General features: G+C 63.8%; 11 protein-coding genes. 7 read left to right on the forward strand and 4 right to left on the reverse strand.

Annotated elements, in window-relative coordinates:
* Window positions 1-53: 53 nt before the first annotated feature.
* The 3 genes from LPB072_RS14890 to LPB072_RS14900 form a co-directional block, all read right to left on the reverse strand.
* Window positions 54-860 carry an ATP-binding cassette domain-containing protein gene (locus LPB072_RS14890; protein ID WP_066084355.1) on the reverse strand — a complete coding sequence of 269 codons (807 nt, stop codon included), beginning with the start codon at window positions 858-860 and terminating at the stop codon, window positions 54-56.
* Between the two features lies 1 nt (window position 861).
* Window positions 862-1,791, reverse strand: a complete 930-nt coding sequence (locus LPB072_RS14895) for an ABC transporter permease (protein WP_082876665.1) — start codon at window positions 1,789-1,791, stop codon at window positions 862-864.
* Window positions 1,792-2,038: 247 nt separating this feature from the next.
* Window positions 2,039-3,040 (reverse strand): sugar ABC transporter substrate-binding protein, encoded by a 1,002-nt coding sequence (locus LPB072_RS14900; protein WP_066084353.1) that lies wholly within the window; start codon window positions 3,038-3,040, stop codon window positions 2,039-2,041.
* A 140-nt stretch (window positions 3,041-3,180) separates the two neighbouring features.
* On the opposite strand from LPB072_RS14900, the gene LPB072_RS14905 reads away from it, so the two are divergent.
* The 7 genes from LPB072_RS14905 (at window position 3,181) to LPB072_RS14935 (ending at window position 11,485) form a co-directional block, all read left to right on the forward strand.
* A complete protein-coding gene (locus LPB072_RS14905) occupies window positions 3,181-4,194 on the forward strand; it encodes a PfkB family carbohydrate kinase (protein WP_066084352.1) in 1,014 nt (337 codons plus the stop codon).
* Between the two features lie 126 nt (window positions 4,195-4,320).
* Complete coding sequence (gene zwf / locus LPB072_RS14910; RefSeq protein ID WP_066084351.1) at window positions 4,321-5,796, forward strand: glucose-6-phosphate dehydrogenase; 1,476 nt, start codon at window positions 4,321-4,323, stop codon at window positions 5,794-5,796.
* Window positions 5,797-5,982: 186 nt separating this feature from the next.
* A complete protein-coding gene (pgl, locus tag LPB072_RS14915; protein WP_066084350.1) occupies window positions 5,983-6,672 on the forward strand; it encodes a 6-phosphogluconolactonase in 690 nt (229 codons plus the stop codon).
* 138 nt (window positions 6,673-6,810) lie between these two features.
* Window positions 6,811-8,637 carry a phosphogluconate dehydratase gene (gene edd, locus LPB072_RS14920; RefSeq protein WP_066084349.1) on the forward strand — a complete coding sequence of 609 codons (1,827 nt, stop codon included), beginning with the start codon at window positions 6,811-6,813 and terminating at the stop codon, window positions 8,635-8,637.
* Window positions 8,638-8,759: 122 nt separating this feature from the next.
* Window positions 8,760-9,395 (forward strand): bifunctional 4-hydroxy-2-oxoglutarate aldolase/2-dehydro-3-deoxy-phosphogluconate aldolase, encoded by a 636-nt coding sequence (locus LPB072_RS14925; protein ID WP_066084348.1) that lies wholly within the window; start codon window positions 8,760-8,762, stop codon window positions 9,393-9,395.
* Between the two features lie 143 nt (window positions 9,396-9,538).
* Complete coding sequence (pgi, locus tag LPB072_RS14930) at window positions 9,539-11,113, forward strand: glucose-6-phosphate isomerase (protein WP_066084347.1); 1,575 nt, start codon at window positions 9,539-9,541, stop codon at window positions 11,111-11,113.
* Window positions 11,114-11,116: 3 nt separating this feature from the next.
* Window positions 11,117-11,485 carry a methylglyoxal synthase gene (locus LPB072_RS14935; protein WP_066084346.1) on the forward strand — a complete coding sequence of 123 codons (369 nt, stop codon included), beginning with the start codon at window positions 11,117-11,119 and terminating at the stop codon, window positions 11,483-11,485.
* A gap of 7 nt (window positions 11,486-11,492) precedes the next feature.
* Here LPB072_RS14935 and LPB072_RS14940 read toward each other — a convergent pair whose 3' ends face one another.
* A complete protein-coding gene (locus LPB072_RS14940) occupies window positions 11,493-12,392 on the reverse strand; it encodes a LysR family transcriptional regulator (RefSeq protein WP_066084345.1) in 900 nt (299 codons plus the stop codon).
* Window positions 12,393-12,396 lie beyond the last annotated feature (4 nt).

Raw genomic sequence — 12,396 nt, forward strand, 5'->3', positions numbered from 1 at the left:
TGGTCCACAAGACCTGAGACCAGGCCAGAAGCTTTGGACGGGCGATCGGTCATTCAGTGCGCCAGCGCTTCGGGCGGCAAATCGGCCACCTCTTTCGCGCCAGTCATCACCGCCACGGTGTCGCTCATGCTGATCGTTTTGGGGTTCACGATGGCTGCGCGCTTGCCCAGGCGGGCAATGTGGATGCGGTCGGCGACCTCGAACACATGCGGCATGTTGTGGCTGATCAGGATCACGGGCAGGCCTTTGTCGCGCACCCGGCGGATCAACTCCAGCACCATGTTGCCCTCTTTCACGCCGAGCGCTGCAGTGGGTTCGTCCATGATGACCACGTGCTGCGCAAAGGCCGCAGCACGGGCCACGGCCACACACTGACGCTGGCCGCCAGACAGCGTTTCCACCGCCTGCGTCATGGAGCGGATGCCGACCTTGAGGTCGTTCATGCGCGCGATGCTTTCTTCCAGCATCTTTTTCTTGTCGATCATTTGCAGCACGCTGCCCATGAACCCCTTGCGCCGAATCTCGCGACCGAGGAAGAGGTTTTCGGCAATCGTCATGGCGGGCGCCACAGCCAGATCCTGGTACACCGTTTCGATGCCGGCGCGGCGCGCGTCGATCGGGCTTTTGAAATGGGCGCGGGTCCCGTCGAGGTAGATCTCGCCCTCGTCGGGAATCGTGGCCCCGGCCAGGCATTTGATCAGCGAGGACTTGCCGGCGCCGTTGTCGCCGATCACGGCCATGATTTCGCCGGCCCGCAGTTCGAAGTCGGCGCCGTCGAGCGCAGTCACCTGGCCATAGCGTTTGACCAGGCCTTTGGCCTGAATGATCAAAGGGGATTGAGCGTTGGGTGCGGTGGTCATTTCAACGCACTCCTTTGCGCGACATCTGATCGGTCATCACGGCCAGAATGACCAGGATACCGGTGACAAGAATCTGATACACAGATGAGACACCCATGAGCGTCAAACCGTTGCGGAACACGCCCACAATCAGCGCGCCCACCAGGGTGCCCAGGATGATGCCCCGACCACCAAAGAGGCTGGTGCCGCCCAGCACAACGGCAGTGATGGCGTCCAGGTTTTCGGTTTGTCCGGCGTTGGGGTCACCCGCGCCGATGCGCGCCACGCTCAGCAAAGAAGCCAGTCCGTAGAACACGCCCGCCAGCACATACACGCCCAGCAGCACCCTGTCGGTGGAAATACCGGTGAGACGGGTGGCCTCGGGGCTGTTGCCCACGGCGTAGATATGGCGACCTGGCGCGGTTTCGCGCAGGAAGAGCCATGTGATCAGGTACAACGCGAGCATCAGCAGCACGCCATAGACGATGTTGGTTTCACCGATCCGAAACGAATTGCCCAACCAGAGCATGCCGTCGGGGATTTCGGTGATGGTTTGAGACCCCGAGTACAGCTGGGTGATGGCGAAGGCGATGTTCAACATGCCCAGGGTCACGATGAAGGGAGGCAACTTGGCTTTGGTGACCAGCAAGCCATTGGCCAGGCCCAGCAGCGCTGTGGCGCCGATGCCCAACGCGATAGCGATCGGCGCAGACAGCCCGTAGTCTGCGGCCATTTTGGTCATGACGATGCTGCCCAGCGCCATGATCATGCCGCAGGACAAATCGATGCCCGCGGTCAAGATGATGAGGGTCTGGCCGATCGCGATCGTGCCCACCACCATCACCTGTTGCAGGATCAGGGAGAAGTTCTGCAGCGACAAGAAGCGGTCGCTCTGGAGCGAGAAAAAGACACAGGCGACGATCAGGGCGATGAAGGGCCCGAGCGTTCCCATCGGAGGAAGTTTGGATTTGAGGGTGTTCAAGACAATTCTCCCGAAAAGGGATTCAAGGACGGATCAGAGCCACTCGGTGGCGCCATACAGGGACACCGAGGCGCCAGGCCCGGAGGCACGAGGGGCCTCCTTCAGGGGCAGCAAGGGTCCGGCCGAGCCGGCCCCGCCTGCCACCCCCACTCCAGGCCGAAGGCGCCAGAGAGGGGGGACGCCGCAAAGCGGCGCAGGGGGGAAGTTCCCAATACGTTTACTTGTTACCCCAGCAGAGGTCCATACCAACCTTGGTGTCTTTGCTGTCGATGCCTTTGACGCTCTTGGCAGCGATCAGGGTCACGCCGGTGTCGGTGTAACCGCTGACTTTTTTACCGGTCTTGGCGTATTCCACGCCAGCGGCCACGCCCATGGCGGCCATCTTCAAGGGGTATTGCTGCGAGGTCGCCGTGATCACGCCGGCTTCCACATCCTTGATACCGGCGCAGCCGCCGTCAACCGACACGATGACCACGTCTTTTTCCTTGCCTGCGGCCTTGAGTGCCTTGTAGGCACCGGCGGCTGCGGGTTCGTTGATGGTGTAGACGAGGTTGATGGCAGGGTTTTTCTGCAGGCAGTTTTCCATGCCGGTCTGGCCTTTGGCGGCGTCACCAAAGCTGTCGGCCATGCACACCACACCAGCGGCCTGGCCACCGAGTTCGTTGCTCTTGGCATCGGGCGCTGTCAGGCCAAAGCCTTTCAGGAAGCCGTTGTGGCGCTGTGCACCCACGGGGTGGCCCGGGAACAGGTCGAGTGTGGCGATCACAGCCTTCTTGCTGCCCATGGCGGCTTTGGCGTATTCACCAATCAGCACACCGGCTTTGTAGTTGTCGGTGGCGAACAGGCCGTCCACGGCGCTGACCGGGTCGGTCGGGCTGTCCAGCGCGATCACCATCACGCCCTGGGCCTGGGCCTTGCGGATCGCAGGGATGATGGCCTTGGCGTCGGACGGAGTGATCAGGATGGTCTTGGCACCGGCGGCGATCATGTTTTCCATGGCGGTCACCTGACCGGCGTTGTCGCCGTCGGTCTTGCCGGCAGCGGACATCACCTTGGCGCCCAGCTTCTTGCCTTCGGCTTCAGCGCCCTCCTTCATTTTGACGAAGAAAGGGTTGGATTCGGTTTTGGTGATCAGGCCGATCACGGGTTCGGCAGCTGTGGCGGCGCCAGCAGCCAGAGCCAAAGCGGTCAAGACAAGTGCGGGTGCAAATTTTTTCACGGGTGTCTCCTCAGGGGATGAAAGGGGTGGTTCATTCAATCGAATCCTCAACAGCCCCTGCCTTGGGGTTTTTACGCTTGGCGCTGCGGAGTGATTGAACTATATTCGTGGTTGAGTTAATAAATCAAGTGGATTTAGTTATGGTTTTCCCTACCCCAAACACCCCTATCCAAGTCGCTACCGCCGGCGAAGCCCTCATAGACATGATTCAGGAGGCTGATGGCCGCCTGCGCCCCTGCAACGGAGGAGCGGTCTACAACCTCACCCGTGCGCTTGGGCACCAAGGCGTGGGCACGCTTTACCTCAACCCCCTGTCTGCCGATCGTTTCGGGCGCGGCATGGCCCAAGCGATTCACGAGGCGAGCGTCACCCTCGCCCGGGAAACACCGGTGCACGAGCCCACTTCGTTGGCTGTGGTTGGCGTCGATGCCGAAGGCAAAGCCAGCTACAGCTTCTATAGAGAAGGTGTGGCAGATCGCCAGGTGAACGGGGCCGAGATGACAGCCCAGTGCGCCGCCTACCCCACGCTGAAAATCGCAGCCACCGGTTGCCTCGCCCTGGTGGCCGACGACGCCGACAAGTACCTGCCCTGGCTCAAGGCGCAACGGGCCGCTGGACAGCTGGTGGTGGTCGACGCCAACCTGCGCCCGGCCATCGTTCCGGACATGGCGGCCTATCAGCGCAGCGTGATGAACGCGCTGGGCCAGGCCCACGTCGTGAAGGTCAGCGACGACGATCTGGTTACGCTGGGTTTTGACGCCGCCGAGCCGCTTGATGGCGCGCGCGCCTTGCTGAGCGGGATTGCGGCCGATTGGCTGGCGTTGACCCTGGGCGCCAAGGGCGCTGTGATGCTGCACAAAGATGGCCGTGCCTGGCACGCCATCGAAACGGCACCCGTCAAGGTGGCCGATACCGTGGGTGCAGGCGACTGCTTCCTGGCCGGCATGCTGGTCGCGCTGCTGGAGCGCCCGGCCATGCAAGCCGCAAGCAGCGCGGACGCCTTGAAACTCGACGCCAGCGATGTGGAACACATTCTGTGCCACGCCATTGCCAGCGCCAGCCTGTGTGTTCAGGAGGTGGGCTGCGTGCCACCCCCTCTTGAAAAGGTTCAGGCGCGCGTGAAGCTCGCGAAAGCCGCGTTCAAAGCGCTCTGACGCCACCCAGACCCCAACATGAAGCCCATGCGCAGCCACCCGGTTCTGCCATGGGCTTAAAAAGAAACCCGTATGTAACTTAATTACAATAAAATTTCAGAAACCAGGTAACCAAGAAAACGAGACATGGCCAATTCAAAACCCACTCCCATTGCAGAAGCCCCACTTGATCTGGTGATCTTTGGCGGCGCAGGTGACCTCTCTGTGCGCAAGCTGCTGCCTGCGCTGTACATGGCGCACATGCACGACAAGCTGCCTGCGTTAACCCGCATTCACGCGCTCGGACGCCAGGACTGGGACCGAGCCGCCTTTGCGGCCTTCCTGCAGGAAAAGGTGCCAGGGTTCATTGAACCCAAAGCCTTCAATGACGGGGCATGGGCCAGTTTTATCGAGCGCGTCAATTACGTGTGCGTTGACGCCACGCAGGCGAAGGATTTCGAGACGCTTGCAGCCGCCATGCAGACCGGCTCGGACCGTGTGTACTACCTGGCCACCGCCCCCACCCTCTTCGTCGGCATCTGCGCCCATCTTGCTGGCGCTGGCCTGATCGACGCCCAGGCTCGCGTGGTACTGGAAAAGCCGCTGGGCCACGACCTCGCCTCGGCGCAGAAGATCAACGACGACGTGGGCCAGTATTTCCAGGAACAGCAGATCTTCCGGATCGACCACTACCTGGGCAAGGAAACGGTGCAAAACCTGATGGTCTTGCGCTTTGGCAACACGATTTTTGAACCGCTGTGGCGCAGCCCGCACATCAAGAGCATTCAGATCACCGTGGCCGAGAGCGTGGGCGTGGGCAGCCGTGCCGGCTTCTATGACGGTACCGGCGCCATGCGCGACATGATCCAGAACCACCTGCTGCAGTTGCTGTGCATTGTGGCGATGGAGCCTCCGGTCTCGCTCGATCCCGACGCCGTGCGCGATGAAAAACTGAAGGTCTTGCGCTCCCTGCGCCCCATGACCATCGCCGATGTGGCCAAAGACACGGTGCGTGGCCAATACAGCTCGGGCGCGTCCAAAGATGGCTCGGCGATGGGCTACCTGCAGGAAGACAACGTACCGAACGACAGCCGCACCGAAACCTTTGTGGCTTTGAAGGCCCACATCAACAACTGGCGCTGGGCCAACGTGCCCATCTTCCTGCGCACCGGCAAACGCATGGCCGAGCGCCGCTCGGAAATCGTGATCGAGTTCGCCGATCTGCCCTTCACGATCTTCAAAGATTCACCACGCCAGTCGGTCAACCGCTTGATGATCCGTTTGCAGCCAGAAGAGCATGTGCAGCTGCACATGATGGCCAAAGAACCCGGCAGCGGCATGAAGCTGCGCCCGGTGCACCTGAACCTCGATCTGGAGTCCGCATTCACCGAGCGCCGCGCCGAAGCCTATGAGCGCCTGTTGATCGACGTGATCAAGGGACGCTTGACGCACTTCATGCGCCGCGACGAACTGGAAGCCGCATGGACCTGGGTCGACCCCATCATCGACGGCTGGAAGCAACTCAACGAAAAACCCAAGTCCTACACCGCCGGCACCTGGGGCCCTGCGGCTTCGTCTGCCCTGTTGGCGCGAGAGGCTTCTTCGTGGGTGGAAGAAAGTTGACCCCCTGGATTCGGCCCACCCCTGCCGCGCAGCGCGCGACCCCCTCAAGGGGGCAACGCTGGCGGCCCGGCAAAGCCGGTTCCGCGGCGTTCTGGGTTTGAGGCATCCCCTCTTGCCTGCTCCCTTTCCGTTCGGGCTGAGCCTGTCGAAGCCTTCGCACTTTGTTGAATTGAAGCACCCATTCGAATGATTTCTGAACACCTGAACGCCACGCCTTCGGCCCTTGCCGCTTCCATCGCCAACGAACTGCGTGCGGCCATCGCTGAACGCGGGGAGGCATCGCTCGCCGTCTCTGGTGGCAAGTCGCCCATCGTGTTGTTCGAGCAATTGCGCACACAGGTTCTGGACTGGTCCAAGGTCAGAGTCACCCTGGTCGATGAGCGTTGTGTGGCCCATGTCCACGCCGACAGCAACACCGCCCTGGTACGCACACACCTGCTCCAGGATGGGGCTTCGGCTGCCACTTTCGTGCCTCTGTTCGGTACCTTGCCAGCCGACCTGAGCGACGCGGCGCTGCCAGACCTGGTCGCCAACGCCAACGAGCGCCTGAGTGCGCTGACGTTCCCGCTCGACGTGATCGTGCTGGGCATGGGTGAAGACGGCCACACGGCTTCGCTCTTTCCCGCCGCGCCAGGCCTGGACAACGCATTGGCCTCACTGGGCCCCGTCGCCTGGGTGCGCCCTGCCACGGCACCACATGCCCGCCTCACGCTGACGCTGCCCGTGCTGCTGATCGCCCGCCATGTTCACCTGCCGCTGGCCGGCGAGACCAAGCTCAAGGTTTACCGGGAAGCCCTAAGAACAGCCAACCCGGCCCTCCCCATTTCTCTGTTGCTCAACAGCCCGGCTTGCGAAGTGCAAGTGTGGATCGCATGATACCCCCCCCATCGCTTGCTCGCTTCGCGAAGCCGCTCCGCCCCTCAAGGGGCAACACCTGCAGCCCGGCAAAGCCGGTTCTGTGGTGTTCCTGAACAAAACCGCCACGCTCTCTGAAACCTATTGAAGGCAGCCACCATGACCACCCCCCTGCACCCCACCCTCGCCAGCGTCACCCAACGCATCATCGACCGCAGCGCCGGCCCGCGCGCTGCCTATCTCGACACCATGGCGCACAACGCCAAAGCCGGCACACAGCGCGGCGGCATGGGCTGCGCCAACATGGCCCACACCACGGCTGCCCTGCCGGCTGCCGACAAGCTCAAGATCCACGCCGAACGCGCGCCCCACCTGGGCATCATCAGCGCCTACAACGACATGCTATCGGCCCACCAGCCCTACGAGCACTACCCAGAGACCATCCGCGAACACGCCCGCACACTGGGCTACACCGCGCAGATGGCCGGCGGCGTGCCCGCCATGTGCGACGGCGTCACGCAAGGCGCAGCCGGCATGGAACTCTCGCTGTTCTCGCGCGATGTGATCGCCCTGTCGACCGCCGTCGGTCTGTCGCACAACGTGTTCGACGCCGCCGTCATGCTGGGTGTCTGCGACAAAATCGTGCCCGGCCTCTTCATGGGCGCGGTGCAGTTCGGCCACCTCTCCACCGTGTTCGTGCCCGCCGGCCCCATGACATCGGGCTTGTCCAACGACGCCAAAGCCAAGGTTCGCCAGCAATACGCGCAAGGCCTGGTCGGCCGCGAGGCCCTGCTGGAAAGCGAATCGCAGGCCTACCACAGCCCCGGCACCTGCACCTTCTACGGCACCGCCAACAGCAACCAGATGCTGATGGAAATCATGGGCCTGCACCTGCCCGGTTCCAGTTTCGTCAACCCCGGCACCGATCTGCGCGCAGCGCTCACGCTGGAGGCCGTGAAGCGTGCTTTCCAGAACACCGGCAAGACCGGCGGTGAACGCATCCGCATGGCCGACATCGTGACGGAAAAGACCGTGGTCAACGGCATCGTCGGCCTGCTCGCCACCGGCGGCTCCACCAACCACACCATCCACCTGATCGCCATGGCGCGCGCCGCGGGCGTGCTGATCGACTGGGACGATTTCTCTGAACTCTCCCATGTCGTGCCACTGCTGGCCCGCGTCTACCCCAATGGCAGCGCGGATGTGAACCACTTCCATGCCGCGGGCGGCATGGGCTACCTGATGCACGAACTGCTGGCCAATGGCCTGCTGCACGGCGATGTGAAGACCGTAATGGGCGAAGGCCTGGGCGCGTACACAAACGAGCCCTGGCTCGACAACGGTGCGCTGGCCTGGCGCCCTGTGCCGGCCAAGAGCGCCGACGACGCCGTGTTGCGCCCCGTGAGCGCGCCGTTCAGTGCCGATGGTGGCCTGCGCCTTCTCAAAGGCAACCTGGGCCGCAGCGTGGTCAAGGTGTCTGCCGTCAAGCCCGAGCACCGCGTGGTGCGGGCCCAGGCGGTGGTGGTGAGCGACCAGCAAGATTTGCTCGCCTTGTTCAACGCCGGTGAAATCAACCGCGACCTGATCGCCGTGGTGCGCTACCAGGGCCCGCGCGCCAACGGCATGCCCGAGTTGCACAAGCTCACCCCGCCGCTGGCCGTTTTGCAGGACAAGGGTTTCAAAGTGGCGCTGGTGACCGACGGCCGCATGTCGGGCGCCTCGGGCAAAGTGCCCGCCGCGATCCACCTGAGCCCCGAGGCCCTGGCCGACGGCCCGATCGGCAAGGTGCAAGACGGCGACTGGATCACGCTCGATTGCGAGCAAGGCATTCTGGAGCTCGAAGTCGATGCCGCCACACTCGCCGCCCGCAGCGTGAAGCATCCCGACCTCAGCCACAATGCACACGGCACCGGCCGCGAGTTGTTTGGCCTGTTCCGCACCCATGCTTCGACCGCCGAATCCGGCGCCTCCCCGCTGTTTAATTGATCCTCCCCTGCGCCGCCTTTGGCGTCACCCCCTCAAGGAGGCGCCAGCAGCGGCCAGGCAATGCCGGTTCCGTGCTGGCCCCGCCAAGAAGTAAGTCTTCTCGTTCCAACTTTGAGATCGCTATGACCACCACCTGTTTTTCCCGCCCCGCCTTCAAGTCCCGCGTTGTGCCGGTCATCGTGTTGACCGACCCGTCGCATGCCGTGCCATTGGCCCATGCCCTGCTCGAAGGCGGCATCGACGTGATGGAAATCACCCTGCGCTCCGACGCCGCATTGGCCTCGATTGAAGCCGTGGCCAAAGCCGTGCCCGAAATGCACCTGGGCGCAGGCACCGTGACCCGCGTGAACGAGGTACAGCGTGTGATCGACGCAGGCTGCACGTTTGCGCTCTCGCCCGGCTGCACCGATGCGCTGGTCGAGGCCGTGAAAGCCGCCAAGCTGCCCTTCATCCCCGGCGTGATGACGCCCGGCGAAGTGATGCACCGCCGCGAACAGGGCTTCTCGCTGATGAAGCTCTTTCCTGCCTCGCAAGCCGGTGGCATGGGCATGTTGAAAGCCATGGGCGCGCCGATTCCCGACGTGAGCTTCTGCCCCACCGGTGGCGTCAGCCCAGAGAACCTGAAAGACTTCTTGAGGCTGCCCAACGTGGCCATGGCTGGCGGTTCCTGGCTCACGCCTGCCGATGCGCTCAAAGCCGGCGACTGGGCACAGATCACGAAGCTGGCGCGCGAAGCCACGGCACTCGCCACGGCTTGACCCGCGCCTGCGGCGCGTCACCCCCTCAAGGGGGCGATGCTGGTGGCCCGGCAAAGCCGGAGCCACGGCATCCTGGGTTGAAGACACGTCGCTCGCCATTGGTTAGCATTTGCTCAAGAGACAACACATTAAGGGAGACACCCATGTCCGCATCGAACGTTTCACCCACCGCCCTGCCTGCCTGGACATCGCTCGCACAGCTTGCTGCAGCGCCTCAGCCGCACCTGCGCGATGTTTTGAAATCGGATGCCGGTCGCGCCCAGCGCATGACCGCCAGCGCCGTTGGCCTCACGCTCGACGCCAGCCGCCAACGCATGTCCCCCGAGATCCAAAACGCCTTGCTGGCGCTGGCCGCAGAAGCTGGCGTTGCCGAACAGCGCGACGCCATGTTCCGTGGCGATGTGATCAACACCACTGAAAAGCGGCCCGTGCTGCATGTGGCTTTGCGCGGTCAAAATGGCCCCTGGGGCGAAGCCATCAGCGCCGACGTGGCGCGCGAACTCGACCGCATGTGCACCTTCGCCGATGGCGTGCGCTCGGGCGCCATCACCGGCCATTCCGACAAACCCTTCACCGACATCGTCAACATCGGTATCGGCGGCTCCGACCTCGGCCCGCGCATGGCGGCCGACGCCATGGCCCACCTCACCGGCACCGGCCCCCGCGTGCACTACGTGTCCAACCCCGACGCCTGGGCGCTCTACAGCGTGCTGCACCCGCTCGACGCCGCGCGCACCCTCGTGGTCGTTTCCAGTAAAACCTTCACCACCCAGGAAACCCTCACCAACGCCGCCAGCTGCCAGCGCTGGCTGACCGACAACGGCGTGCCCGCCGACCGCGTGTCTAGCCACCTGGTTGCCATCACCGCCAGCCCGGCGCAATCGGCCCAGCTCGGGTACGCAGCCGACAACACCTTCCTGTTCTGGGACTGGGTGGGTGGCCGCTACTCCGTGTGGTCGGCCCTGGGCCTGCCGCTGGCCATTGGCATCGGAGGCGCGGGTTTCCGCGACTTCCTCGCCGGCGCCCGCGCCATGGACGAGCATTTCTGCACCGCGCCGCTGGCCCACAACCTGCCCGTGTTGATGGCGCTCTCGGGCATCTGGAACCGCAATTTCCTGAATTGCCCCACACAACTCATCGTGCCCTACGCCTCGCGCCTGGTGCGCTTCACGCCCTTCGTGCAGCAAATGGACATGGAGTCCAACGGCAAGCGCACCCACAAAGACGGCACCCCCGTCAGCGTCGACACCGGCGCCATCGTCTGGGGCGGTCTGGGCATCGACGGCCAACACGCCTACTTCCAGCTGCTGCACCAGGGCAAACACACCGTGCCTGTGGACTTCATCGGCGTTGAAACCGAAGATACGCCGCTGCCCATGGCCAACACGCACCACCACGTGGTCAACCTCAACCTGCGCGCCCAATCCCAGGCCATGGCCGAAGGCCGCACGGTAGCCGCCACCCGCGCCCTGCTGGAAAAGGACAGCAACGTGAGCGCCGACGAGCTCGACGCCATGGCCGCGCAGCGCAGCTTCGAAGGCAACATCCCCAGCAACATCCTCTGGCTCGACAAACTCGACCCCGCGCGCCTGGGCGCCCTGATCGCGCTCTACGAACACAAGGTCTTCACCCAGGCTGCCATCTGGGGCATCAACGCCTACGACCAGTGGGGTGTGGAGCTCGGTAAAACCATGGCCAAGTCGATGGAAAACAAATAGGCCATGAACATCGCCCTCATCGCCCACAACGGCAAAAAAGACGACATGGTCGCCCTGGCTACCGAGTTCGCCCCCCTGCTGCGGCAACACACGCTGATGGCCACCGGCACCACCGGCGGGCGCCTGCAAGCCGACGCGGGCCTCGCTGTGGAACGCCTGCTGAGCGGCCCTTTGGGGGGGGATTTGCAGATCGGCGCGCGCTTGTCCACCGGCCTGGTGGACGCCGTGATCTTCCTGCGCGACCCCATGACCTCCCAACCCCACGAACCCGACATCAATGCCCTGGTGCGGGCCTGCGATGTACACAACGTGCCTTGCGCCACCAACGTGGCCACCGCTCGTTTGCTGCTGGCCGAGTGGGCGCGCGGCTGATCGATCTTTAGGCGTCGGCTCTGATTCCCTGCAAAGCCAGCGCCAACTGGTCCGCCAGCGCGCGCACACGCTTGGGCTGAGCCCGGCTCGGGGGAAACAGCATCTGCAGCGGCGTGGGCGGTGGCGCATGGTCCGCCAGCAGCTGCACCAGCGCACCTGACCGAAGGTCGTCGGCCACATCCAGTGCCGACTTCAGCATGATGCCGTGGCCCGCCAGGCACCACTGCCGCACCAGCGCCCCATCGTTGGCCACGCGATCGCCCCGCACCGTCACCGCCCGCTGCGTGGCGGCCACGCCAAAATGCCAGGCGTTGTCCAGACTCGACCCAAACCGCATCACCAGACAATTGTGTGAAGTGAGGTCCTCAGGCCGCATGGGTACGCCACGAACTTCCAAGTAACCGGGCGCCGCGCAAACCACCCGCTGTTGCGGCCCCAGCGGTCGCACACGCAAGGAACTGTCAGTGACCGGGCCAAAGCGCAAGGCGATGTCAAAGCCCTGGCCCACCACGTCGACATACCCGTCAGACAGCAGCAGTTCGATGGCAATAGCCGGGTGCTCAGCGAGAAAGCGGTGAATCTCGGCCGACACCAGGTTGCGCCCCAGATCGCTCGGCGCGCTCACCCGTATCGTGCCTGAGAGCGTCTCAGCGCCCAGCCGAATGCGGGACTCCAGATCTTGCACCTCGCCCAGCACCTGTTTGGCGCCCTCCACCAGGGTGCGGCCTTCTTCGGTCAGGTTGAGGGCGCGTGTGGTGCGGTTCAACAGCACCACGCCGAAGTGGGCCTCCAGCGCCGCCAGGCGTTCGGACACGGTGGTCGCAGAAAGCCCGGCCTCCCGGCCCGCGGCGGCCAGGCTGCCTTTCTCGACAATTTGAAGAAACAGGGCGATGTTGTCGAGCAGCACTATT

Origin of the sequence: Hydrogenophaga crassostreae, assembly GCF_001761385.1 — a bacterium.
In the GTDB taxonomy this organism is placed as follows: Bacteria; Pseudomonadota; Gammaproteobacteria; order Burkholderiales; family Burkholderiaceae_C; genus Hydrogenophaga; species Hydrogenophaga crassostreae.